The organism is Salinivibrio sp. PR6, from assembly GCF_001995955.1.
Classification (GTDB): Bacteria; Pseudomonadota; Gammaproteobacteria; order Enterobacterales; family Vibrionaceae; genus Salinivibrio; species Salinivibrio siamensis.
The window spans coordinates 1-26,333 of record NZ_MUFA01000017.1 but is presented as its reverse complement, the minus strand read 5'-3'; the positions used below and the strand labels follow the sequence as shown (position 1 = coordinate 26,333).

At 49.0% G+C, this 26,333-nt stretch carries 13 protein-coding genes and 5 pseudogenes; 10 read left to right on the top strand and 8 right to left on the bottom strand.

The features are described from left to right. Positions 1–169 precede the first annotated feature (169 nt). Together pnp and nlpI are read left to right on the top strand one after the other, a co-directional pair. Entirely contained in the window at positions 170–2,308 is a 2,139-nt protein-coding gene (pnp, locus tag BZG72_RS12860; RefSeq protein WP_046075134.1) for a polyribonucleotide nucleotidyltransferase, read from the top strand. Positions 2,309–2,376: 68 nt separating this feature from the next. Then, entirely contained in the window at positions 2,377–3,255 is an 879-nt protein-coding gene (gene nlpI, locus BZG72_RS12855) for a lipoprotein NlpI (RefSeq protein ID WP_046075133.1), read from the top strand. Positions 3,256–3,342: 87 nt separating this feature from the next. Here the strand turns inward: nlpI and BZG72_RS12850 are convergent, their stop codons facing one another. Then, the gene (locus BZG72_RS12850) at positions 3,343–5,451 is read right to left on the bottom strand and encodes a sensor domain-containing protein (protein ID WP_077666961.1); all 2,109 of its coding nucleotides are present in this window, start codon (positions 5,449–5,451) and stop codon (positions 3,343–3,345) included. A 334-nt stretch (positions 5,452–5,785) separates the two neighbouring features. Between BZG72_RS12850 and BZG72_RS12845 the strand changes: the two genes are divergently transcribed. Genes BZG72_RS12845 through rimI form a run of 3 tightly spaced genes read left to right on the top strand, consistent with a single transcriptional unit; the run spans position 5,786 to position 7,050 of the window. After that, on the top strand, positions 5,786–6,190 hold the full coding sequence (locus BZG72_RS12845; RefSeq protein WP_131825923.1) for a GNAT family N-acetyltransferase: 405 nt from the start codon (positions 5,786–5,788) through the stop codon (positions 6,188–6,190). A 13-nt stretch (positions 6,191–6,203) separates the two neighbouring features. Beyond that, complete coding sequence (locus BZG72_RS12840) at positions 6,204–6,596, top strand: DNA polymerase III subunit psi (RefSeq protein WP_046075130.1); 393 nt, start codon at positions 6,204–6,206, stop codon at positions 6,594–6,596. Next, positions 6,589–7,050 carry a ribosomal protein S18-alanine N-acetyltransferase gene (gene rimI, locus BZG72_RS12835; protein WP_077666960.1) on the top strand — a complete coding sequence of 154 codons (462 nt, stop codon included), beginning with the start codon at positions 6,589–6,591 and terminating at the stop codon, positions 7,048–7,050. The genes BZG72_RS12840 and rimI overlap by 8 nt, the downstream gene beginning before the upstream one ends. On the opposite strand, the gene BZG72_RS12830 is transcribed toward rimI, so the two are convergent. The 6 genes from BZG72_RS12830 to BZG72_RS12805 form a co-directional block, all read right to left on the bottom strand. Next, on the bottom strand, positions 7,047–8,981 hold the full coding sequence (locus BZG72_RS12830) for a bifunctional diguanylate cyclase/phosphodiesterase (protein ID WP_077666959.1): 1,935 nt from the start codon (positions 8,979–8,981) through the stop codon (positions 7,047–7,049). The genes rimI and BZG72_RS12830 overlap by 4 nt on opposite strands. Before the next feature lie 37 nt (positions 8,982–9,018). After that, a complete protein-coding gene (locus BZG72_RS12825; protein ID WP_077666958.1) occupies positions 9,019–9,621 on the bottom strand; it encodes an OmpA family protein in 603 nt (200 codons plus the stop codon). Next, positions 9,618–11,000 carry a TolC family outer membrane protein gene (locus BZG72_RS12820; protein ID WP_077666957.1) on the bottom strand — a complete coding sequence of 461 codons (1,383 nt, stop codon included), beginning with the start codon at positions 10,998–11,000 and terminating at the stop codon, positions 9,618–9,620. The genes BZG72_RS12825 and BZG72_RS12820 overlap by 4 nt, the downstream gene beginning before the upstream one ends. Before the next feature lie 32 nt (positions 11,001–11,032). Then, positions 11,033–12,427 (bottom strand): HlyD family type I secretion periplasmic adaptor subunit, encoded by a 1,395-nt coding sequence (locus tag BZG72_RS12815; protein WP_241832552.1) that lies wholly within the window; start codon positions 12,425–12,427, stop codon positions 11,033–11,035. Beyond that, entirely contained in the window at positions 12,427–14,589 is a 2,163-nt protein-coding gene (locus BZG72_RS12810) for a type I secretion system permease/ATPase (protein ID WP_077666956.1), read from the bottom strand. Before BZG72_RS12810 ends, BZG72_RS12815 begins: the two co-directional genes overlap by 1 nt. A 64-nt stretch (positions 14,590–14,653) precedes the next feature. Continuing rightward, positions 14,654–21,115: an Ig-like domain-containing protein gene (locus BZG72_RS12805; protein WP_077666955.1), complete on the bottom strand. Its 6,462-nt coding sequence runs from the start codon at positions 21,113–21,115 to the stop codon at positions 14,654–14,656. Between the two features lie 266 nt (positions 21,116–21,381). Between BZG72_RS12805 and BZG72_RS12800 the strand changes: the two are divergent. Further along, positions 21,382–22,329, top strand: a pseudogene (locus BZG72_RS12800) (IS30 family transposase); the annotation flags it as partial. 98 nt (positions 22,330–22,427) lie between these two features. On the opposite strand, the gene BZG72_RS12795 reads toward BZG72_RS12800, so the two are convergent. Beyond that, complete coding sequence (locus BZG72_RS12795; RefSeq protein ID WP_077666954.1) at positions 22,428–23,177, bottom strand: substrate-binding periplasmic protein; 750 nt, start codon at positions 23,175–23,177, stop codon at positions 22,428–22,430. Positions 23,178–23,394: 217 nt separating this feature from the next. Here BZG72_RS12795 and BZG72_RS12790 point away from each other — a divergent pair. The 4 pseudogenes from BZG72_RS12790 to BZG72_RS12775 all read left to right on the top strand — a co-directional run. Further along, positions 23,395–23,634: pseudogene (locus BZG72_RS12790) on the top strand (transposase); the annotation flags it as partial. 33 nt (positions 23,635–23,667) lie between these two features. Continuing rightward, positions 23,668–24,598: pseudogene (locus BZG72_RS12785) on the top strand (IS5 family transposase). A 351-nt stretch (positions 24,599–24,949) separates the two neighbouring features. After that, positions 24,950–25,162: pseudogene (locus BZG72_RS16465) on the top strand (transposase); the annotation flags it as partial. Continuing rightward, positions 25,141–25,929 (top strand): annotated as a pseudogene (locus tag BZG72_RS12775) (IS5 family transposase); the annotation flags it as partial. The pseudogenes BZG72_RS16465 and BZG72_RS12775, both read left to right, overlap by 22 nt. Positions 25,930–26,333 lie beyond the last annotated feature (404 nt).

Sequence of the window (26,333 nt, the reverse complement as noted above, 5' to 3'; positions counted from 1 at the left end):
CACAGTCAACAACGTCGACCATAAGGTCGCGACTATTGACAGCATACCGCCCACGAAGGCCAAACACCCGCGCAGCGTGCTGTCATTAGTCGCGATGGTGAGCAGCTGAAAGCCAACACTTAGTGAGATAAACCAACGGGTTTATCCCTTAGCAACAAGGAAATAATCTGTGAATCCAATCGTAAAAACATTCCAATACGGCAATCATACAGTGACATTGGAAACAGGCGTGATGGCACGTCAGGCCAATGGTGCTGTCATGGTCAGCATGGACGATACCTCGGTATTCGTTTCTGTCGTCGGTAAAAAAGAAGCGGCTGAAGGCCAAAGTTTCTTCCCACTGACAGTCAACTACCAAGAGCGTACCTACGCCGCAGGTAAAATCCCAGGTGGTTTTTTCAAGCGCGAAGGCCGCCCTTCTGAGTCAGAAACACTGACCGCACGTCTGATTGACCGCCCTATCCGTCCGCTATTCCCGGACTCGTTCAAAAACGAAGTACAGGTCATCGCAACCGTCGTATCTGTTAACCCAGCGGTTAGCCCTGATATCGTTGCCATGCTGGGTACCTCGGCAGCACTGGCCATCTCAGGCATCCCATTCAACGGCCCTATCGGCTCTGCACGCGTCGGCTACATCAATGATGAACTCGTGCTTAACCCAAGCCCAGCAGAGCTAGACGAGAGTAAACTTGACCTCGTTGTGGCCGGGACTGAAGGTGCGGTGCTGATGGTAGAGTCTGAAGCTGACCGCCTAAGCGAAGAGCAAATGCTGCAAGCGGTAATGTTTGGTCATGAGCAACAGCAAACCGCGATCAACGCAATCAAAGAATTTGCCGCCGAAGTGGGAACGCCTACTTGGGATTGGCAAGCGCCGGAAGTTAACGCTGCGCTACAAACCCGTGTGGCTGAAATGGCACAAGGTCCACTGGCTCAGGCATACCAAATCACTGAAAAAATGGCCCGTTACGAGCAAATTGGTCAGGTGAAGCAGGAAGTGGTGGCAGCACTAGTCGGCGAAGACGAGACCTTGGATGAGCGTGAAATCCTAGGCATGCTTGGCGACCTGGAAAAGAAAGTCGTGCGTAGCCGTATCATTGCGGGTGAACCCCGTATTGATGGCCGTGAAAAAGACATGGTTCGTGCCCTCGACGTGCGTACGGGCGTATTACCACGTACTCACGGCAGCGCCTTGTTTACCCGTGGTGAAACACAAGCATTGGTCACCGCCACACTCGGTACTCAGCGTGACGCGCAAACCATCGACTCGATCATGGGTGAGCGCCAAGAAGGCTTCATGCTGCACTACAACTTCCCTCCTTACTGTGTCGGTGAAACCGGTTTTGTTGGCTCACCAAAGCGCCGCGAAATCGGCCATGGTCGCCTAGCGAAGCGCGGTATTGCAGCGGTTCTACCAAGCCAAGATGAATTCCCATACACACTGCGTGTGGTATCTGAGATCACAGAATCCAACGGCTCTTCCTCAATGGCTTCTGTCTGCGGCACCTCCTTGGCGCTGATGGATGCCGGTGTACCTGTGAAAAAATCAGTGGCCGGTATCGCCATGGGTCTGGTGAAAGAAGACAACGATTTCGTTGTGCTTTCTGACATCTTGGGTGATGAAGATCACTTAGGTGACATGGACTTTAAAGTGGCTGGGACGGATGACGGTGTCACTGCGTTGCAGATGGACATCAAAATCGAAGGGATCACTAAAGAGATCATGCAAATCGCATTGAACCAAGCTAAAGGCGCACGTTTACACATCCTGGATGTGATGGACCAAGCCATCGGCTCGGCACGCGACGATATCTCTGAGTTCGCGCCTCGTATCCACACCATGAGCATCAACCCAGATAAGATCCGCGATGTCATTGGTAAAGGTGGCGCCGTGATCCGTCAGCTTACCGAAGAAACTGGCACCACCATTGAAATCGACGACAACGGCACAGTGAAAATTGCGGCCACCGACGGTGAAGCTGCCAAAGATGCCATTTCACGCATCGAAGCACTCACTGCAGAAGTCGAAGTGGGCCGTATCTATACCGGTAAGGTTCAGCGTATCGTTGACTTCGGTGCCTTCGTCTCAGTAATTGGCGGCAAAGATGGTCTGGTTCACATTTCTCAAATCGCTGATCAACGCGTTGAGAAGGTGTCTGATTATCTCGAAATCGGCCAAGAAGTGGACGTGAAAGTGCTGGAAGTTGACCGTCAAGGTCGTATCCGCTTGAGCATGAAAGAAGCGGCGGCAGAAAAAGCCCCCGCTGCTGATGCTGCGCCAGCAGAAGAAGCACCAAGCACTGACGCTTAGAGTCATATCGTCATTCATGATATAAAGGGGGCTGAGGCCCCCTTTTTTTTACACGGAGATGCGCCTTCATGACCTTTTTTATTCAGCCACGGGCGGTGTTTTACAAGCCTCTGGCGATACTGGCGCTGTTACTATTAACAGGCTGCACCAGCCAGTGGACATTTCCTCCTATGGCCGTCCCTTTACAGCCTACCCTGCAGCAGGAAGTGCACCTAGCACGGATTGATCAGCTGCTTGCGCGCAATGATTTGAGTGACGACGCACGCGCCCAATTGCATTATGAGCGTGGACTGATGCACGACAGCTTGGGGATGCGCGATTTGGCACGATTGGACTTTAACCAGTCTCTCTCACTAAAGCCGGATCAACCTGATGTGTTCAATATTCTTGGGGTCTATTTTACTCAAAACGGCCACTATGATGCTGCCTACGAGGCCTTTGACTCAACGTTAGAGCTGGATAATAGCCACAGCTATGCCGCGCGTAATCGTGGGATCGCCTTGTACTACGGCGGTCGCTATCGCCTGGCCCATCAAGACTTACTCCATCACTACCAAGAAGATCGCGACGATCCTTATCGCCTCATTTGGCTTTATTTGGTGGAACGCGATTGGAAGGGGGAAACCAAGGCACAACAAGCGCTGGCAACGCGAAAAGCGAATGCAGAAGCTTCGGGTTGGGGCTGGCAGCTTGTCGATATGTACCTCGGTAAGCTCAGTGAACGTGAGCTGCTGGAGCAACTTGCCTCGCAAGGTGAAGACAATGAACTGCTAGCAGAACGTTTATGTGAAGCTTACTTTTACCTTGCTAAACGCTATCAATTCCAGGGCGACAACGATCGCGCCGTGGCATTGTATAAGCTTGCCATGTCGGGCAACGTGTATGAGTTTGTCGAACACCGCTATGCGTTACTTGAGCTCAACCGACTCGCCTACCGTCGACCATAGCGCCTCACTCGATAGCGCCTCAAGCATAAAAATAGAGCAGGTTCACTGCTCTATTTTTGATCATGAGTAATACCAACAGGTATCCGGTTAGCTTGTCTGCGCACTGGGCGCCAAGGCCTGTGGTGGTTGCTTGTGGGGCTTACTTTTCAGCAATAGCTTTTCAAACTCATGCTTAGGCATGGGCGAGTGAAAATAATACCCTTGAATCGTGTCACAGTGCAGGTTAGTGAGCACTGACGCCTGCTGACGGGTTTCGACCCCCTCTGCCACCACGGTCATTTCCATGGCTCGGCCGAGATGAATAATGCTTTCCACCAGCGTCACCTGTTTACTCAAGGCATCCATATCGTGAATAAACGCACGGTCAATCTTAAGCTCATCAAGCGGAAAACGGGCAAGGTAAGACAAGGATGAGTAGCCGGTGCCAAAATCGTCAATCGAGAGGGCAAAGCCCAGTGATTTTATCGYATTGAGCATATTCAGCGCATGCTCATCGTTTTTCATCACCGCGCTTTCCGTTAACTCAAAAGTAATATCTTCTGGTTTCGCCCCCGTGGCTTTAATCAGCTTTTCCATGTGCTCAGTTAGCTTGGGGCTGCTAAATTGCTCTGGCGATAAGTTAATCGCTACCCGTCCCGGCAATATGCCTTGTTGACGCCAGCGACGCACGTTTTGGAAGACCTCGCGCATCACATGACGGCCGAGCGCTTCAATCAGTCCGCAGCGCTCTGCGACCGGAATAAAACGCCCAGGACTGATATAGCCCTCAACTGGGTGTTTCCAACGCACTAAGGCTTCAGCACCGTTGATACGATAATCACTGGCACTGACTTTAGGTTGATACCACACTTCCAGGCCGTTATTTTGTAAGGCCTTTTGTAGCTCGATTTCCAACCACAGGCGCATCCGTGCCTCTTTACTCATGCTGTCATGATAGGCGACCACACGGTTTCGACCTTGCTCTTTAGCCTCATACATCGCGGTATCCGCATTTTGCAGCAGCTGGCGGGCGTCTTTACCATCGTCGGGATAACGCACCATCCCCACTGAACACGCCAAGTACTTACTAAAATAATGCAATTCAAAAGGCTCGCTAATGGCCCCGACCACTTTGTCAGCCAACTGATCAGGCGCATCTTCCGTTGCAGGCTTAGGAAGCAACACCGCAAACTCGTCACCGCCTAAGTGGCCAATGATAGTATCTGCCGAGAGCAAGGCGCGTAAGCGCTGAGCAATATCCTGAAGCACACGATCGCCGACATGGTGTCCGAGAGAATCATTGATATTTTTAAAATTATCGACATCAAGGTACAACATGGCCAATGGCGTTTGTGCCTTTATCAGCCTATCCAGCTCTCGACTGAACCCGTAGCGGTTATAAAGACCTGTTAATGCATCCGTATAAGCGGATTGTTGCTCACCAACTTTGCTGACATCCTCTTTTTCGGTGGGCTTTAGGCGCTTAACCGACGAGTCAGTGATTGTCGGCTGTAGACGCAGCATATGCGCTTTTTTGCCCAAAAGATGGATCGGTGATTGGCACACGGTCAGCGGCGCGCTGTTTTTTGCACTCACCACCGACACACCTTGCCCATGGGGCGCACGCAATAGGCTGTCAATAGTGGTGGTCGTTGCCTCTGCCACCACAAGATAGTCTGATAAAGGTTCACCCATCAGCGCGTCGATACTACCGACGCCCAGTAGCCCAGCCGCCGCAGGGTTCGCTGATAATATACAGCCATCTTCAACCACGCAGCAGCCGTCATCGATAAGTTGACTAAGATGGTGGTATTTTTCCTCCGCCTCTTCGAGCGCACTGGCTAATACTTGGCGTTCGGATGTATCTGCGGCATGAAAGATCACGCAGGGCTTACCACTTTCATCAGCGACATTTGGTAATGGTGCAACACTGAAGTGAAAGCTAGCACTATGGTAGTTGTCAGTAAGAAGCACCTCTCCCTCGGCGCATTCACCCCGTCTGGCTTTGTCATAATGCGGTTTGACCGACTGATAAAACGCCTCGCCTAGGGTATCGATATCGGATAACCCCTTTAACGACGGCAAGGCCAAGCCAGACAGCTCGCTGTAGCGTTGGTTGGCGTAAAGATAGCAATCATTGCTGTCGAGAATGGCAAAAAGAAACGGACTGTTATCGGTTAAGCAGTAGAACCAATCATTTAACGACGATATTGGCATGAAAAGCTCACATCTGGGAATCACTCTCGACCATCTCATTGGCGAGACAAGCGTCTCATATATTAGACACTTTTAACTTTGTTGTCAGTAGCACTTTATGAGGCACGCGTCATGGGTTCAAGCTTTTATCACTATATACCGCATATTTTACTGTAAAAATAGATAAAGGACTCAAAATCAGCAAACAGGGGAGACTGTGTCGCCATATTGCACAATTTGCTGACTATTTATGCATTTAGCTGCGTAAGCATCAAACACAAACGACAGTCACCTCTTGCACGGGATCGGGAATCCGTTATTCTGGCTACACCATTTAATAACCACTACCTCTGTGATGATGATTCGTACAGAAGCGCCCGCCGACCTGGTTCGACTAGACGGTTGGTGGCGAGAGACGCTAATGCGCCCCATGCAAGCCGATCAGCTCCAACAGCTGCGCGAAACGGGGCAGATCTCGCTTTCTCTCCTTGCAACTGATGATATGGGAGAGATATTAGGGCACATTGCCATCACCGACGCTCAAACCGCCAATAACACCCAAGAAATTACGTTATGGCATAGCCCAGATGCAGACTTGGTGATGCCACTGTTAGACGAGGCTGAGTCTACTTTGTTTGAACTGGGCTATAGCCTGTTAAAAATTGCGCCCAGTGACGTTGCCGAAAAGGCAGAATTTGCCCCCTTAGACCCGGATGATACTTGGTGGTATAAACAACTCGCCGCCGCGACTTCAACGTAAGAGTCACCAAACCATGTTAACGGATATCCAACGTTTACAAGCCATGGATCTCGATGTGTGGCAATTGCGACACCCAGAAATCTACGGTCGAGAGCAAGAGGTGATTCAGTTGCCTGACCACTGCCAATTATTGTTGGTCTGCGATCACGTACTCACTGATCAAGACGCATGGCTATTTGGCAATATTCTCAAAAGTATCAAACTAAGCGCTGATCAAGCTCGTCAACTCCCCCATGCCGCCTTGGCTGCGTTGGGTGATCATCATCTTAGCTGGTGTTGGTATATTGACTCGCCCGAGATCATTGTCGATGGCGTCAAGAGCTTGTATTCACTTCCTTTAGCGCAGATGCACGATAACCCGATGGCTAAGCGCGATCTTTGGCGTCAGATTTGTCAGTATGAGTGATTACCAGATTACCCCACTCGATGATGACGATATTGAGAGGATCAGCGCTATCGAGCAGCGCGCTCACCTCTTTCCATGGTCTGCGTCACAATTGGCGGTTTCGCCTCGCCAGTTTGACTATCACTACGTGCTGCGCTTGGCCACTACGCCCTCAACCATCATCGGTTATTTTTATGCACGCTGTATCGCGGATGAGGGTGAGCTGTTGAATATCGCTATCGATCCTGATTATCAGGGGCAAGGATGGGGATGGGAGCTTTTAAACGGGATGATAACGACACTACGTCATGCTGGGGCGGACAGTATTTGGCTAGAAGTACGAGAGAGTAACATACCTGCCAAAGCACTTTATCAAAAGCATGGTTTCCGAGTGGTTCACCGCCGGCAACAGTATTACCGCTGTGCCGACGGTCATCGTGAAGATGCTTGGATAATGGAAAAGCGACTGACTTAGTCGCGACGCTCGTGCTCATTATCAAGGCGAAGGGGGGGAAGAATGTATCCCTGGTACCCTTGACAGCCCAACTGATGAAAATACTGATGCTGCTCTGACTGCTCGATTCCCGTGGCAATCACCTTTATTTCCCGAGACGCGGCAATATTCACCAACATATGAATAAACACATCGTCAACATCACTCGACGGCTGACCAAAACCAATATCGAGCTTCACGTAGTCTGGGTCGACATGTTTAATATAATCAACGTTATCCATATCACGCCCAAAGTGGTCCACGCCGACCTCAAAGCCTTGATCACGAATGAGTTGAAACAACGCCTGGCAAGCTTCTGGGTCTTGATGCACTGCCCTTTCTGCCACCTCAAATGTCAATTTATTGGCCAAGTAGGTTTTCAACAAAAAGTTTTGCAGCCAATCATGGAAGGCTTGGCTTTTAACACTTTCTAACGTCAGGTTGACCGCTAACTTATCCGTAACAGGGTTGGCTTTTACGTATTCATCGACCCGAGCCAACACATGCCTATCAAACTCTTCACCCAGTGCGTACATCGAGATACGGTTCAACAATTGCCCCGCACCCAGCCAACTCTCATCAACCCAAAGGTGCGCATACACCTCTTGGTGCCAGTTATGTTGATTATCGCGATGGCGAACCGGCTGGGCATAAAGCGCGAGTGGATTTTTATTCAGCGCATCAAGTAATATCTGCCGCCATTGCTCTCGAGTACGACTATCAGCTTGTTCGTCAGAGGGCCAGAAATAGACGTCACCTTGGCGCTTAGCCTGTTGTAAGGCATTATCCGCTTTGGCCATCAGGCTGGCCGTATCATCCGTACGGGTTTGCGCCAAACCAAGATGAAACCCTTGGTTAACAGGCAAAGCAATATGCTCAAGCTCTTGGTTTATGGCGCGCAATAGTTGCCTCAAGTAGCGACGCACTATGCTCTCTTCATCAATCGTCAGCAGTATCGCGATCTCGTTATGACTTAGACGCGCCACTAATTGATGGCTTTGTGCCAGCTCCCCTTGTGTTAACGCTTCTCCCAGCAAGCGCCAACACTGATCACGATATTGGTAACCATAACGTGCGCGCAGTCGCGATAACCAAGAAACTTCGATGAGCACAAGCGTACAACCCACGCCGTCTTTTATGTAACTTTGCAACTGATGCTGGAAGTAGCCTCGGTTAGGTAATCTTGAGACAGGATCAACCATCAATTTATCGCGCAAGCGTGCCAATTCTTCTTGCTGCGATTGCTGGACTTTGGCAACTTGCTGACCGGCAAGGTTAAACGCACTTTGTAAGGCCGCCAAATCATTAACACGCGTCCTAGCCCGCGCGGGATGAAAATCACCATGACCCAATGCTTTCAACCGTTTTCGTAGCTCACCCAGCGGTGCAGTCACGCTAAGGAACATGACCGACGCCCCTAAGCTTATCAGTACACTCACTGCCATTAACGCTAGGACCAGCTGTAAAAGCCGGCTCCACAGGGTCTCAATGTTTCGCTGTGGCCCTATCGCTATGGTCAATTGTGCTAACTGAGTCCAACCATTAGTCACTGAGACTGAGCGGGTACGGGTTGTGAGCCCCGTCAGTTGTGTAAACCATCCCGGTGCGTCCAGGCTCGGTGAGTCAGACTCCCACACTTGACGGTCTCCCGAGAGCATAGGTTTGACAATAATCTTCTCCACCTGAGGCATCGTGATAAAGTGAGAAACCAGTTTATTGAGCCTTTGCGTATCACCCTGTTCAAGCACCACAGGTAACGCCTCTGCGAGTGACTGGCTTAACAAACGTGAGTGTTGCTGCTGCTCTCGCTCTATCTGTTCGACACCAAAATGAAAGACCACTGCCGTGGTCACCAAAAGGATGACCACGGCAGCGGTGATGACAAACGAGAGCACACGTTGATGGAGCGTCATTCCACGCCTCTTTTCATGTTTAGGTTATCTCGCTGAACTATTGCTCTTCTGACGAATATATAGTCCATCGTTTCTCTGTTACCCCATGTTCGCCTGACACAGACGCTATCACACGGCGATTTTGTTCATTCGCTCGGTCACTCTCGTCATCAATCAGCGGTTGGGTTTCCCCAAATCCCTGCGCATCTACGCGGTTTTTATCAATATAGAACTGTGTCACTAACACATTGGCAATGGCTTCCGCTCGGCGTTGAGACAGCTGCATATTGTAAGACGCATTGCCCACCTTGCTCGCATGACCCTCTATCGTCACGGTTGCTTGGGGATAGCGACGCATAAAGTCAGCAAGACGGCGAATATCTGCATACTGATCTTCGCGAACTTGAGCAGACGCAGTCGCAAACTGAACGTTGAGTTCAAACGACTCCTGCTCGATTCGCTGACTTGGGCAACCCTCATTGTTCACCTTGGCTTGTTCAACACTGTCACCACATTGATCGCGAGCGGCAATCACGCCGTCTTTATCGCTATCCGTTAAATCACGAGTTTGCGTCACAGTTTCTTCCATGGGTTCAACAGTTTGCGGGGCACAGCCGCCAAGCAATAGCCCAGTAATTAAAACGATGCCTAGCTGTTTCATTGTTCTCGCTCCTGATCCTTGAAAGACTCTGTATCCCAACTTGCAGGCACATCGACCCGTAAGGAGGCTAAAAGCTGCCCTGTTGCGTTCAAAATACGATACTGCGCATAACGTTCGTCCGCTTCTTTGCTCAGGTACTCGCGGCGTGTTTCAAACAGCTCATTTTGCGAGTCAAGTACATCCAGCAAAGTACGCGAATTCAGACGAAACTCCTCCCGATAAGCATTGCGGGTGTCCGTCGCCGCCTCGACATGTTGACGCATAAAATCGCGTTGCTGCTCAAGATAGGTGCGGGCATTCCAAGCCAGCTTCGCGCCTTCAATCACCTCACGATGCGCCATTTCATTGATTTCACGCGCCTCAATGGTTTGATAGGCCGTTTGTCGTTCACGCGCTCGGTCAGCGCCACCGTTGAACAAGTTGTAACGCATACGCACCATTGCCTGGATATTGTTGTTCTCTCCGCCAACATCTGGCGGGCCGGCACCGTCTTCTCCCCCCACATTATCGTTCCAGTTAGCGTCTACTTCTAAATTGAACTCAGGCAAGTAAGCCGCTCGCGAGCCGTCACGAGCCGCATTCGCCGCCGCAATATCCGCTTGTGCCGAGCGTAGCCTTGGGTGTGCCTCCAGTGCGCGCGCTAACAACGCATCTAATGACGAAGGCAACATGGATTCATCTGGTCTCGGTAGGTGAAGATCTTCAGGGGCTACACCCACCATTTTAGTGAACGCACTGCGCGCGTCCGCTAAATTATTACGTGCAGACATTAAATTAGCGTTAGCTCGCGCTAAACGCCCTGTGACCTGCGATAAATCACTGGCTTTAGCAAATCCATCTTCGTTACTCTCTTTAATGGCATCGTAAATATCTTGGTGGTTCTCCAAGTTTTTCTCCGCCAGTGTGACCACCTCATCGGCGACAAGCACATCTAGGTATACTTTTGCCACCTCTAACGCCTTGTCTTCAGCGGTCGCTATCAGTGCCCACTGTTCAGCAGTGGCTTCATTCTCAGTTCGAGAGACCTCATTTTGTGTGCGAAAGCCATCAAAAAGTACCTGACGCAACGACACGCCCAGCTCACGGCGCGTCAGCTCAACGTCGCCGTCAGTACCGCGACGTGTTCCAGGTGTATCCGTCCATTCTCGCCCAATGCCGGCAGTGGCTTCAAGCGTCGGGTAGTATCCAGCTTTCGCCTGCTCAATAGATTGCTCACGCGCCTTGTAGCGCGCAAAGGCTTCGCGAATTTGCGGATGAGAATCTAAAGAGCTCGCCACCGCCTGCTCTAAGGTTTGCGAAATGGCGACCGGAGAGGCCAAGCTCACGACAACCGAAAATGTTACCATCCGATATTTATGTCTTAGATGCGAAATAGGCATCTTGTTTCTCCTTGAGTTATGTTGTGGCTATTCTAGCGCTCACGTAGTGCATTTTCTTTAGCACGTAATATAGGATTAAGAATATAATCTAGCACAGTGCGTTTACCTGTAATTATGTCTACTGACGCCAGCATGCCAGGTATAATCGGCATAGGCGTACCATCTTCCCTGGTTAAGTGTGATGATTCCGTTCTTATCCGTACTAAATAAAAGCTATTCCCTTCTTCATCCTGTGTGGTATCCGCACTGATGTGCTCGACGGTGCCGTCCAGGCCGCCGTAACGAGTAAAGTCATAGGCGGTTAATTTCACCACCGCTGGCAGGCCAGGATGAAGAAAGGCGATATCTTTTGGCAAAATTTTCACTTCGACGAGCAGCTGATCTTCTGCTGGCACAATTTCAATCACATCTTCGCCCGGATCCACAACCCCACCGAGGGTATTAATATGTATTGTTTTCACCGTGCCATCAACCGGAGAGGTGATAACCGCTTTATTCACCTTGTCTTGAGCGCCTACTTTCGCTTCTGTTAATCGTGATAAACGTGCTTCTGTTTCACTCAGTTTAGCCCGTGTTTCACTGATAAATTGCAAAGCCGCTTCTCGGCGTTTTAATATCGCTTCATTCAATGAGGCTTTTACCTTTGGCCGCGAAAGCTTTAAGTTGGTCAGCTCACCGTCCATATCATTGATCTGTCTTTCTAGTTTGAGAAGTTCCACTTCTGAGACAATCTTCTTTTCCACTAAAGGACGTGTGATATTGATCTCACGCTGCATAATTGACATCGAGTTGCTCAAGGTTTTTATTTTAGAGGCAACCTCTTCCAGCTCTTGTTTTTTTTGTACAACTTGACGAGCTTGGATTTCTAATTGGTTACTGAGACTCTCAAGTCGACTGCGGTATTCCGATTTTTGTCGTGCAACCAAATTCGGTTTTCTGCTGGTTAATTCATTAGGAAACGTCATAGGCCGCATGGTGATATCGATTTGTTGTTGCCACGGCTGACTGGCCGGTTGTAGCGTGACACTATCAAGCTCATGGTACATCCGCGTCACCGACGCGCGCAGGCTATCGACCTCTTGCTCTTGTTGAGCAAGGTCAGAGCGAAAGCGTGTGTCATCAATACGCGCTAAAGGCATCCCTTTTTCAACCAGTTGACCTTCATCCACATACATGGCTTGTAAGATGCCACCATCTAGGCTCTGAATAAGCTGAACATGAGACGGCGGAATAACCTTGCCATTGCCGCGCGTCACACGATCAAGCTCAGCAAAAGCGGCCCAAACAATAAAACTGACGATAAGGAGCAAAGCCACCCAAACGACGGCTCTGTACTTGAACGGCGTGTCTGTCATCATGGCGCCATAAACGTCATCAACCATGTCGAGATCGGTGGGTTGACTCGTTTTTTTAACCATTTTGCCCATTACACACTCCCTTTATTGAGCTTGCTCAATACCTTATCGCGCGGGCCATCCATTACAATTCGACCTTTATCCATCACAATCACACGCTGCGCCATGTTAAGGAGGGTCATATTGTGTGTCACCATGACCAAGGTGCGCGACTTCGCAGCGACTTCCATCGCTTTAATAAACTGGTTTTCGGCATGTGCATCTAGGCTGGCCGTCGGCTCATCCATGACGAGCATGGGGGGTTCGTTAAGTAATGCTCGCGCCAAAGAAACCGCTTGCCGTTGGCCACGAGACAGTCTTTCACCGCGCTCCCCGACTTGTTTGTCTAAGCCTTCATGATCTTGCGCAGTGAACAAACTCACGCCTGACAGCTGAACCGCACGCATCAGTTGGTGTTCGGTCACTTGGCGTGTTCCAAACATGATGTTTTCGCGAATAGTGCCGTGGAACAGCGTCACATCCTGCGCCAAATAGCCCACGTTGCGACGAAGGTCTGAAGGGTGTATTTGGCGACTATCCACACCATCAAACCGTAAGCTACCTTGGTTAGGTTGAAAAAGCCCCGCTAACAGCTTCAGTAAGGTTGTTTTTCCTGAGCCATTCTTCCCCAAGATGGCAATCACCTCTCCCGGTTGAATCCGAAAGTTAAGCGGATATAGGGCAGGCTTTTCTGTCTCTGGATAGTTAAAAGCCAGATTATCCGCACTGAGCTCGCCTTTTAAGCGCTTGCGACTGACCAAGTGTCCTTTGTCAGCAAATTCGTCCTCTTGCTCCATCATCGCATTTAGCTGCCGCAGTGACGTACTGGTTTGATTCCAACGATTGAGCAAGCTGGCCATTTGCGCCATCGGTGACACCGCCCGGCTGGAAAGCATCACTGCAGCGATGATCCCGCCCATGGAGATATCCCCGTCCGCCACCCGGTATACCCCCAGGATCACCACCGCAATTGCCATCATTTGGGTGATAAAGGTAGCAATGTAAGAGACATTATTGGTGATTTGTTTGACTTTAAAGTTCCAATTGGCTGTATGCGCGGTCATTTGTTGCCAACTACGCTGCACAATCCCTTCCGCACCACTGGCTTTAACGCCCTCTAGTGCCGAGAGACTTTCGATCAAATGGCCATGGCGCTCGGACGCGTACTTGTTACTCTCTTCAATGGCCGCACGTAGTTTAGGCTGCACCGAGACGGTATACCCTAAGATTAATAGACCCGCCACGACAGGGACGATCGCAAGATCCCCGGCCACCAAATAGATAATGGCAACAAAAAAGACGGCAAACGGGAGGTCCACCAAGGTCGTGATAGTAGCTGACGTCAGCATATCGCGCACTGAGTCGAATTCACCCAACTGCTTTGCGGTTGCACCGACACTACTTCCTCGATTGACAAGCGGTGTGCCCATCAGCCGCGCGAACAGGCGAGAGGAGACGATAATGTCGACCTTCTTACCCGCCATATCAATCATATATGAACGAAGCTTGCGCATTAAAAAGTCAAAACAATAAGCAAGCGTCGCGCCACTGGCTAACACCCACAAGGACTCAAACGCCAAATTAGGGACGACTTTGTCGTAGACGTTCATCACGAACAACGGCGAGACCAGCGCGAATAGGTTCACTAGCACAGAGGCTAATAACGCATCGCGATAGATAGGTGCTGCGTCTTTGACCGTTTGCCAAAACCAGTGGATTTTATTGTCGTGAAGGTGCAAGTCGACCGATTGATCGCCGCGATATTGCCGCTTGATCAAAAAGCAGTAACCCACATACATCGCCTCAAGGGCTTCAAGCTGCATGGTTTGTTCGCCACCATTTTCTGGTAACTGAATCAGGGCAGTACCTGCCTCATTATCAATCTCACGCAGCACACAGGCTTTTTGGTTCGCTAACAGTAACACGCAAGGGAGTAATAACGGCCCCAAGTTATCCAGGTTACGGCGTGACAAACGGGCGGCAAGACCCGCTCGGCCCGCCGCTTGCGGAAACATATCCGGAGTGAGTAACGCATTAGTCATCGGCAAGCCCGCGACTAACGCGTCGCCCGAACAGGGTGTACCATAGTGTTCAGTAAGCAATACCAAGCAATCCAACAAGGGATCGTCAACGAATTGTTCTCCTGCTGAGATTTGCCACTGCAATGATTGACTATCATCTAATTTGTTAGACACACATCTCTCTCTTTTTGTTTATAAAAACAGGTAGCGGCGCTGTGCCGCTACCTGAGAGACCGCCTTACCAGTCAGAGTTATCAACTTTAATATCTAAAACTGAATTTTCTCCTATCGACAGCTCTGCATTTTCACTGCCTTTCGTCAACCTAAGTTCTCCTTTCTCTCCATTTATTAAAGTATTAATAACCACTTCTTCCTGACTACCGCTAGTGACGACATTCAGACCTTCAACATCAATCTGCTGATCCTTATCACTATCACCATCGGCATCAATACCGATAGTGAGCGTGCCCTCTGCCTCACCACTGTCTGTGGTTTGCCATGAAATCGATACCTGACCTTCTTTGACAAGCTGCGTTAAGTCACCGACAAACTCAAGGGTATCTTGGGTATCTCCTTGATTATCAAAATCAATGATAACATCGGTTTCTGACCCATCAACGTCGGTAGAAGATGGCATATCCTCCAGAGACCACTGGAATTTATCGCTACCAGTACCACCGATTAATGTGTCTTCACCTCGCCCACCAATGAGTGTGTCATCACCGCCTTGGCCGTAGAGAATATCATTACCCTCTCCACCCTCTAAGATATCGTCGCCACCTCGGATATCACCATCGACATTAAATAACGCGTGGTTATCTTTAATGTACTGATACAGCTCTAAATCCGAGGGTGCCGCTCCATTCTTCATCTCTAAGAATGTAGTTAGCGCGTCTACGCCAGAGCCTTCTGGTAACGATTCTGGCCGCGTCAGACCGTTTTCAGCCCAAGGGAGATTATCGGTGTTAATCGCATCACCAAATAATATATCATCACCAGCGCCGCCTTTAAGCTCATCATCACCTACCTCTAGCGGCGCTATAACCGTCTCACCTCCTTCAAGCGCAGCTTTTAAGTCATCTGCAGTATAAACTACCTCAACGTTATCAGCTGGTGTGTAATTGAGATCATTTATATTCGCTGTTGATTCAAGATACAACTCACCTTGGTACTCAATTCGTAACTGGTAACGACCTTCAGCTAGATATGCCTCCATAGAACCATCGGACTCAATGAGTCCCTCGCGCACAAGAACGCCGCTCTCTGTGTATACCCACCAACGAAGTTCCCCGTATTTAGGTATCTCAGCGTTGAAAGATAGTTTCCCGCCAACATCAAAACTAAAGGTATCACTAATCCAAAAAGGATGCTTAATATCAAGATGCTGATAATCAGTCAAGCTAAGCACTCCATTTCCAGCGTCTATGGTGTCCTTATGGCTACTAAAATCAAGCCCATTGATGTTCCCATTTTCAAAATTAAACACCGTTTGTGGCTGTGTAGAACTACTATCGAAGTTCATCAATATCTCTGTAGCTATGTCATCGCCGATGCCTATAGCTCGAACCTCAGATTGTTTTTCTAGTTGCTTATAAGCATTGATTGCGTCAGCCACCTCAACGCCCTCAGTTACATCTCCTGATTGTAAGCCGCTGCTTGTTGAGTAGGTGGGTCGACCATCAGTTAAGAAGAACGTTAAGTTTTTCGTATTTACTCCTGACTGATTATTAAACCATTCGGTTGTTGTAGTAAACGCAGCCTCGTAGTTAGTACCCTCATTTGACTGTATTCCGTCAATTGCGTTTAGTATACGCGCATTAAATTCCTGGTCTGTAAGCCCAGTAAAGTCATCTACATCAATTTCTACCTCTGCGTATTTATTAAAATCGACCAACGCGAGATTAATATTACCAGAGTGGCCCGATATATCTTTCAGCATCGATTTTAATGACGCTTTTAGCACATCGATTTTTGATGTGATACTTCCTTTCTCCAACGGGTCTTGCATGCTTCCGGATGAATCAACAATTAATGCTATGTTGTAATTCGTACCAGGCGTGAAGCTATTGTCTACACCACCTTTATCACCGAGCACGACATCGTCACCATCTCGGCCTTCCAATGAATTATCCTGGTTCGGGTTAGATGACGATATAACAGTTGAACCGGGCTCTCCTGATGCATATTTCGGTTCATCGACAGCGTTACCGTCACTATCAACTTCTTGAGCTCCAACTGTAACTGAAATATCTGAAGCCCCACCTTCAGGAAGCTCAACAACCACAGAGAAGCTATCATCACTACTCTGCTGTGGTTGCAGCGCATCCAAGGGTACTTCCCAATCACCGGATGCTAGTTGTTCCCCGACTGGGACACTGCCTCCTTCAGGCATACCAGAAATAATCACCGATACTATCTGCTCAGAACCGTCGTCATCATTTAAATCTACATCCACGTTAAGCTGAACCAGATCTGCTACTTTATTGAGTTGACCATTACTAATCTCATACTTTCCATCTGCGAAGTAAATGCTCTCAACACTATTTACATCATGGTAACTCGAATCATTTAATCCAATAAACCGAACCCACTCGCTATTATTGAGAAGGCCTAACTTATACTCGCTTCGGTCGCCAGGTAAATAAATAGTGTCTTCTCCACTACCACCCATGTATACCCTGATTGCAGAAGACTCATCATTTCGTGAGATAAAGACGTCATCACCGCCATTCCCTTGCCATGTATATGAGCCTGTCACAGACTCATCAATAATGAGATCATTCCCCTCACCTGTGGATCTATTGGGTGAACCATTATTAGTAACCCTCTCTATTTGGTCAAAGTCACTCGCCACATTACTGTTTAGTAACAAGTCAGCAGGATGATAATCATTAGGTAGTTCAGACAAAGAAACGTCTATTGATAACCCATCGGACACCCCAATAGATAACATTGCAGATTCTTCATCACTAGCAGACTTACCGCTCTTATCTTCTACGTCCGCTTTCACGGTGATTTCGCCATCAACCAAACCTGAGTCAGCCAAATTCACATCAACGCTAAACGTACCATCCTTCATCACAATGGTCGCAAATTGTGTATTGTTTCCTTGAGTGTCAGTCACCGTCAAGAAAACTAATTGCGCCTCTTCAACGTTATTAGTTGTGCCGGACAACCTCACCGAATCCGCTTCATCACCGTTGATTTCACCATCCCCAATAGAGACAAGATCGATGGTCGGAATGTCGGCGCCACTATCGAGAATCGCTTTCTCAGTATCACTAGCTGTAGTGCCTCGAACTTTAGCAATAGCAGTGAACTCTCCATCATTAAAATCGCTCAAGTCCACTTTAGCAACGAAAACACCGTTGTCATCTACTTTGGCCAAGAATGTTTTAGACTTCCCAACACTATCGGTGATTTCAAAGTCCACCCAACTACCAGGCTCCACGTTAGTGGTTGAGCCCATCAGACGCACTGAATCAGCCTTTATATCACCTGGATTAGTATTGTTAATAGGGTAAAGATTTATAGTTGGGTCGTTAGCCTCAACTGTATGTGTGGAGGTAGCGGTGCTGTCAACGGTGTTGCCCGCTGCATCTGTCGAACTCACCACCACGTCGAACTCGGTGTCCGCCTCAAGGTCGCTGCCGGCCACGTCCACGCTCCACTCGCCGTTTTCATCCACGGTGGTGGTGTAGTCTTCACCGTTGATGATCATCGCAACGGTATCCCCTTGGGCGATGTCGCCGCCGCTCGCGCTGCCGGTGACCGTGATGGTTGCACCCGCTTCTTGCGCGTTGATCACGTCATCGCTGGTAATGTTGTTCACGCTCACTGTGCCGGCATCCGCGTATGTATCCAGCGTCGCGGTGTCATCCACGCTGCCCTGGTTTCCGGCTTCATCGGTCACCGTCATGGTCACCGTCAAATCGCCATCGGCCAGCTCGCTCAGATCTTGGCCTGTGACGGTCACGTTGCCTTCACCATCCACGCTGATGTTGTTCTCGCCCACGGTGACGCTGCCACCCTGGCCGTCGGTGATCACGATGCTGTTGATGGTCGCGTCAGCTTCCACCGTGCCGCTGAACGTCACGGAGGTTTGTTCGCTCTCGTTGATCAGGTCATCGGCATCGTCAAACGCGATGCTGTTGCTGCTATCGCCACCTTCACCTGGGGCTACTGTATCTAATATCGCGGTATCCTCCTCTCGATCATTGTTTCCATAACCATCACTCACAGTCATGGTCACGGTCAACTCGCCCTCGGCCAGACCACTGACATCTTGTCCACTGACCATAACGTTGCCATTCGCATCTACACTAATGTCGCTGTCCACCACAGTGACACTACCTCCTTGGCTATCGGTAATGATAATACTTTCAACTGTTATCCCGTCTTCTACGGCACCTGTGAAAGTCACATCACGTTGTTCACTCGCGTTTATTAGGCTATCGACATCATCAAACGCTATCCAACTACAACCACCATCACCCCCTTCGCCCGGAGCTACGGTATCCAGCGTAGAGGTGTCATCTACGCTACCCTGGTTACCTGCGTCATCGGTCACCGTCATAGTCACAGTCAATTCACCATCTTGTAAACAAGTTCTACTTAAATCTTGTCCACTGACCATAACGTTGCCATTCGCATCTACACTAATGTCGCTATCAGCCACGATGACACTGCCACCTTGGCTATCGGTAATGATAATACTTTCAATCGTTCCCCCGTCTTCCACAGTTCCGCTCAACGTTACGTCGGTATGTTCAGCCTTATTAATAAAGCCATCACCACCATCGTTGAATTGGATGCTGTTGCTACTATCACTACCTTCGCCTGGGGCCACAGTATCCAACGTCGCGGTTTCTTCGTCGCTCGCTGGGTTGCCCGCGGTATCTGTCACCTCCGCTTTCACGGTGATGTCGCCATCTACCAGACCCGCTTCGCTGAGATCTTCCGTGGTGCTGAACGTACCGTCCCCTTCAACGGTCGCCTCGAACTCGGCGGTGTTGCCTTGGCTGTCGGTCACGGTCAAGGTCACTGTCTGACCGGCTTCGACGTGGTCAGTGGTACCGTCCAACGTCACCGCATCCGCTTCGCTCGCGCTGAGGTTGCCATCGCCGACCGCATTCAAGTCGATAGTCGGTAGGTCATTGCCATTGCCCGCATCCAACGTCGCGGTGTCATCCACGCTGCCCTGATTTCCGGCTTCATCAGTCACCGTCATGGTCACCGTCAGCTCGCCATCGGCCAGGCTGCTCACGTCTTGGCCTGTGACGGTCACGTTGCCATCACCATCCACGCTGATGTCGTTCGCATCCACGGTGATGTCGGCCGTGTTGGCGTCGCCGTCGCTGATCACGATGCTGTCTATCGTCGCACCGTCTTCCACCGTGCCGCTGAAGGTCACGGAGGTTTGTTCGCTCTCGTTGATCAGGCCATCGGCATCGTCGAACGCGATGCTGTTGCTGCCATCCACGCTGATGTCGTTCGCATCCACGGTGATGTCGGCCGTGTTGGCGTCGCCGTCGCTGATCACGATGCTGTCTATCGTCGCACCGTCTTCCACCGTGCCGCTGAAGGTCACGGAGGTTTGTTCGCTCTCGTTGATCAGGCCATCGGCATCGTCGAACGCGATGCTGTTGCTGCTATCGCCACCTTCGCCTGGGGCCACCGTATCCAGCGTCGCGGTGTCATCCAMGCTGCCCTGGTTTCCGGCTTCATCGGTCACCGTCACTGTCACCGTCAGCTCGCCATCGGCCAGGCTGCTCACGTCTTGGCCTATGACGGTCACGTTGCCATCACCATCCACGCTGATGTCGTTCGCATCCACGGTGATGTCGGCCGTGTTGGCGTCGCCGTCGCTGATCACGATGCTGTCTATCGTCGCACCGTCTTCCACCGTGCCGCTGAAGGTCACGGAGGTTTGTTCGCTCTCGTTGATCAGGCCATCGGCATCGTCGAACGCGATGCTGTTGCTGCCATCCACGCTGATGTCGTTCGCATCCACGGTGATGTCGGCCGTGTTGGCGTCGCCGTCGCTGATCACGATGCTGTCTATCGTCGCACCGTCTTCCACCGTGCCGCTGAAGGTCACGGAGGTTTGTTCGCTCTCGTTGATCAGGCCATCGGCATCGTCGAACGCGATGCTGTTGCTGCTATCGCCACCTTCGCCTGGGGCTGATAAATCTGGTGTGCTGGGTGCAGTGGTGTTAGTCCCCCCCCTCACTTCTCCTTCTGCCTCGCTACCAATCGCGCCTACGTTGTTGGCAATCGACTCACTATCAAATCCCGCTCCAGCAATGGTCTCGCTTCCATCACGCGCAACATTGACATAACTCCATGAACCACTGCCCGCTGTATCGTCGCCACCAGCGGCCGTCGCTTGGTCATCGTCGATGGTGATCTCGCTTTCATCATCAAGGATTTGTTGCTGAATCTCGGCTATTTCATCTTGAACATCTTGCGGCAACCCATCTAACAGTGCACCTGGCTGGCCTCCTTCAGGATCAATCGCTAATAACGTTCCGTCGCTGAGTACAACGACAGCCTCACTGCTATCAGGCAGGGTCAGCTCGGTACCTGGCGGAAAGGACATGCCTTCGGTCACTGTCATTGGTGCGCCATTTACGAGCAGCTCGCCATTTCCTTGGACATTTTCGACATTTACGTTGCGAGTAAGCGAGATAGATTTCATAGTTCGGACTCTTTAACTTGTACAAAAAGGAAAATAGTTTAACGCTAAGCCTAGCATGATCTCAGCGGAATGGTTTTATGTATTCAGGATACCAGAGATGTTCAAATACTGTTCGACTCAATATTGAGACAACATGAAGTGGAGCCCGAAATTTGGACAGCCCTGAATTCAGATAATAAGTGCAACACTCATGGTTAAACTGGCGAGAGGAAGTCAACTGTTGATAGTGGTACGCTTCTCATCGCCAAAATCAAAACGTGATTACCATGAGCTACCAGCAGTTGACCGAAGGACAACGATACCAGATTTCTGTCCTTTTGGACCGTGGCTGTTCACAAACAGTCATTGCCGAAACCCTTTGTAAGTCAAAATCAACAATATCGAGAGAGCTAAGTAGGAACCGATTACCAGACGGCCGTTACGAGCCCGCTCAAGCTCAACAGCTAGCGACAAGTCGACGTATCCATGCCGCCAAAAGGCGCATCCCTTCTATGACAATCGGCTTTGTTAACCTCTGCCTAAACGTTGATTGGAGCCCAGAGCAGATTAGCCATGTGAGCACGAGGTTGGGCATGCCTGTCAGCCATGAATGGATTTACCAATATGTGGCAACGGATAAAGCGGCTGGCGGCAAATTATATAAATCATTGCGCCAAGAGCACAAACGCTATCGTAAGGGCAAAACAAGCAAGCGCTGTGTGATACTAGACCCCGTCTCTATCGATGAGCGGCCAGCCATTGTTGATACTCGCGAGCGTTTTGGTGACTGGGAAATCGATACTGTTTTGGGGAAACACGGCACAGGCGCGCTTGTCACTATTGCTGAACGAACCAGTCGCTTTTACTTGGCAAAAAAGGGGAGCAGCAAAAACGCTGATGTCGTCTGTGATGCCACCATTGAGCTACTTCGACCGTACGCCGCGCATGAGCACTCAATCACAGCAGATAATGGTTCAGAATTTGTCGGACACAAGGCAATAGCCGAGGCATTAGAGACAGAAATTTACTTTGCTCACCCTTATTCGCCCCGGGAGCGAGGTTTAAACGAAAACACTAACGGGCTGCTCAGGCAGTATATTCCCAAGGGCACTAACCTTCGTGAAATCACTGAAGAAGAGGTGATGCAAGCTGTGGCACGTTTGAATTCTCGACCAAGAAAATGCCTTGGTTTTAGGCAGCCTAGCGTTATCTTTAACAAGTTATGTCAGGCTGCAGATGAGAGTGTGCACTTCGCGGTTGAATCCGCGTGCCGGCGATGGTTGAAAAATAAACACTCATGCGCTTGCCCTGCTTTCAGCAGTGGAACTGAAAGCTAATTGGGTATATAACTATCGATAATTTCTTGGTAAGTCCCGTCTCTGCGCATCGACTGTAGTGCATCATTTATCTTTTTTGCATGCTTTTCATTACTGAAACCAATATAGTAATTCACAGTTTCCGAGAATATTCGATGATAGGTAAATGTCGTGTTTATATTACTAAGCTCTCCACTTTCAATCAGCTTATTGGTCAGCCATAGGAAAATATTCTTATCAATAATTATGGCGTCTACTCGACCGGACAAGAACATTTTTACTTGAGCAATCTGGCTAACATGCTCTCGATATTTTGGGTTATTGCGAACTACCTCGGCAAATTCGTCACCTAGGACAGCTTGGGCGTTATTCCAAGCTACTGACGAGATATGACCGAGGTCGGCAATTGAATCAATAATGATATAGTCACTTGTTCGAGTAACTACAAGGTTTTCAAAGCTACTAAACACTTCAGTGTAAAACATCCCCTTTTCATCATTAGGGACACTGACACCTGCATCTATAGTACCGTTTACATAAGAATAAATCATCCGCCTATTTACCATACAAAACTCCTCGATCTTATAATTTGCGCGTTGGAAGGCTTCGCGAGCTAGGTCAACCTCTATACCATCATCACAGCTTTTTGTAACGAAAGGTGGTTTACTTTTACCGTAGGCTATCGTAAGGGTCTCGGCCGTAACCATAATAGGGGTACCAAGTAGAAAGATAGGAAAAATAAATTTGATCAATAATTTATCTCTCATTTTGATGACACTTCCTTTTTATAAGCGTTGTTTACTAAAAGTAGTTAATGTCATCCATTTTCGCCATACCCATAGCCGTTGTTGATCAAATCATTCAGCTAACGTACTGATCAAATTAAAATTGTAATCGGCGTTTTTGGGCGTTGTTTCCTAAATCATTGAACTTATCATTCGAGCCGCGATCAGATCATCAAAACCTCAAAACAGGTCACAGATGATGAGCAAAGCCAAATACAAAATCAGCAATTGGAAGCAATACAAACAAGCATTGATTAACCGTGGTTCGATTACCTTTTGGGTTGATGACGCCGCTATCCAGACTTGGCACTGCAAAGAACACCATGGCAAACGAGGTAGAGGCTTTACGTTTACCGATGGTGCCATTGAAACAGCGCTGATGGTTAAAGCCATTGAAACAGCGCTGATGGTTAAAGGTATTTTCAAGCTCCCTCTTCGCNCCTAAATCAGTGAACTTATCATCCGAGCCGCGATCAGATCATCAAAGCTTCAAAACAGGTCACAGAGCAATTGGAAGCAATACAAACAAGCATTGATTAACCGTGGTTCGATTACCTTTTGGGTTGATGACGCCGCTATCCAGACTTGGCACTGCAAAGAACACCATGGCAAACGAGGTAGAGGCTTTACGTTTACCGATGGTGCCATTGAAACAGCGCTGATGGTTAAAGGTATTTTCAAGCTCCCTCTTCGCGCCCAGCAAGGCTTTCTCGACTCGATATTTGGCCTGATGGATGTGCCGCTAAAGTCATCGTCATACAGCTGTATTAGCAAACGGGCAAAGACAGTGGAAGTTCACTATCGATTACCCAGTCGTGGGCCCGTTGCTCACGTCGTCATTGATGCCACCGGTTTAAAAGTGTTCGGCGAAGGGGAGTGGAAAATGCGCAAACATGGCCAGGAAAAACGCCGTGTTTGGCGCAAGCTGCACCTTGCGATTGACGACAGTACACATGAAGTGATTTCTGCCGTCGTTAGCTTAGCGTCTGCTGGCGACAATGAAGCCCTACCAACGCTGTTCAACCCGTTACGCAGAAAAATTGCCCAAGACAGTGCTGACTGACGGCGCTTATGATACCAAGGCGTGCCATCAAGTGCTCAGGAGAAAAGGCATTAAGCCGACCATTCTACCGCGCAGCAATGCGGGCTATTGGGAGGACGACCATCCTCGCAATGCAGCCGTCAACGACTTGAAATCGGGCAATTTGGAAGACTGGAAACGAGAAGAAGGCTATCACCAACGCTCTCTGTCAGAAACCGGCATGTCTCGATACAAAACGTTAACCATCCCTAAACTAACCCAGCCCAATTACGATGCACAAGTTGGCGAAGCATTAGCCAACGTGAAAGTGATGAACAAAGTCATAAGACTCGGTATGCCTGTTAGCTATCGAGTTGATTGATGGGAGAAATTCCCATTGGGATCAGTGCGTTAGGTGAATGATTTGATCAACAACGCCTGCCCAAGTTGGAGAAGTATTGGCCAACGTGAAAGCGATAAACAAAGTCATAAGGCTTGGTATGTCTATTAGTTACCGAGTTGATTGATGGTAGAAATCCCTATGGGATCAGTGCATTAAGTGAATAATCTGATCAACAACGCCGTATTGTTTAAGCAAGTATTATGAACATGATATATACTCCTTGATAAAAAGGGAAGATTAGGTGACTGGATCAGCGTTGTTTCCTAAATCATTGAACTTATCATCCGAGCCGCGATCAGATCATCAAAGCTTCAAAACAGGTCACAGATGATGAGCAAAGCCAAGTACAAAATCAGCAATTGGAAGCAATACAAACAAGCATTGATTAACCGTGGTTCGATTACCTTTTGGGTTGATGACGCCGCTATCCAGACTTGGCACTGCAAAGAACACCATGGCAAACGAGGTAGAGGCTTTACGTTTACCGATGGTGCCATTGAAACAGCGCTGATGGTTAAAGGTATTTTCAAGCTCCCTCTTCGCGTTCGATTACCTTTTGGGTTGATGACGCCGCTATCCAGACTTGGCACTGCAAAGAACACCATGGCAAACGAGGTAGAGGCTTTACGTTTACCGATGGTGCCATTGAAACAGCGCTGATGGTTAAAGGTATTTTCAAGCTCCCTCTTCGCGCCCAGCAAGGCTTTCTCGACTCGATATTTGGCCTGATGGATGTGCCGCTGAAGTCGCCGTCATATAGTTGTATCAGCAAACGAGCAAAGATCGTTGAGGTTCACTATCGATTACCCAGTCGTGGGCCCGTTGCTCACGTCGTCATTGATGCCACCGGTTTAAAAGTGTTCGGCGAAGGGGAGTGGAAAATGCGCAAACATGGCCAGGAAAAACGCCGTGTTTGGCGCAAGCTGCATCTCGCGATTGATGACAGTACACATGAAGTGGTCAGTGCTGACGGCGCTTATGATACCAAGGCATGTCATCAAGTGCTCAGGAGAAAAGGCATCAAACCGACCATTCCACCGCACAATAATGCGGGGTACTGGGAGGACGGCCACCCTCGCAATGCAGCCGTTAGCGCCTTAAAGTCGAATAATTTGGAAGACTTGAAACGAGAAGAAAATTACCACCAACGCTCTCTGTCAGAAACTGGGATGTATCGATACAAAAAATTACTCAGTCCACAACTGACACTGCGTGATTACAATGCACAAGTTGGCGAAGCATTGGCCAACGTGAAAGCGATGAACAAAGTCATAAGACTCGGTATGCCTGTTAGTTACCGAGTTGATTAATGGAATTAATCCTAATGGGATCAGTGCGTTAGGTGGATAATTTTATCAACAACGCCTACATTATATTATCCACTTTGGAGCGCGGTCATGTATAGATATTGCGGGAAATTTAAAGTGGCTATTATTGTGAGAGAATTAATAACGTTTGCGAAAAAAGCGATTCTTAAATCAAGGAGTTAAAAAAATCTACATTCTATGAAACCAGAAAACACATAACTCATTGATCAAGAGACTAAACTTATGATGGAAAATGTTTCGATTAAAAAGAAATTACCTGCGGTGATGATTTTTTTTGCGTTGATATCAATGATCATGGCTGGCGCTGTTGCTTATACAAATATTAAAGTTAATACTGAAGAAATTATAGAGAATAACATTACTGAAGAAATTATAGAGAATAACAT

What these genes read in the sequence shown, in the direction of transcription:
- BZG72_RS12795 (WP_077666954.1), bottom strand. Translation starts at nt 23,177, where the DNA reads ATGAGAGATAAATTATTGATCAAATTTATTTTTCCTATCTTTCTACTT.
- BZG72_RS12840 (WP_046075130.1), top strand. Translation starts at nt 6,204, where the DNA reads ATGTTAACGGATATCCAACGTTTACAAGCCATGGATCTCGATGTGTGG.
- BZG72_RS12820 (WP_077666957.1), bottom strand. Translation starts at nt 11,000, where the DNA reads ATGCCTATTTCGCATCTAAGACATAAATATCGGATGGTAACATTTTCG.
- BZG72_RS12825 (WP_077666958.1), bottom strand. Translation starts at nt 9,621, where the DNA reads ATGAAACAGCTAGGCATCGTTTTAATTACTGGGCTATTGCTTGGCGGC.
- BZG72_RS12815 (WP_241832552.1), bottom strand. Translation starts at nt 12,427, where the DNA reads ATGGGCAAAATGGTTAAAAAAACGAGTCAACCCACCGATCTCGACATG.
- nlpI (WP_046075133.1), top strand. Translation starts at nt 2,377, where the DNA reads ATGACCTTTTTTATTCAGCCACGGGCGGTGTTTTACAAGCCTCTGGCG.
- BZG72_RS12830 (WP_077666959.1), bottom strand. Translation starts at nt 8,981, where the DNA reads ATGACGCTCCATCAACGTGTGCTCTCGTTTGTCATCACCGCTGCCGTG.
- BZG72_RS12845 (WP_131825923.1), top strand. Translation starts at nt 5,786, where the DNA reads ATGATGATTCGTACAGAAGCGCCCGCCGACCTGGTTCGACTAGACGGT.
- rimI (WP_077666960.1), top strand. Translation starts at nt 6,589, where the DNA reads ATGAGTGATTACCAGATTACCCCACTCGATGATGACGATATTGAGAGG.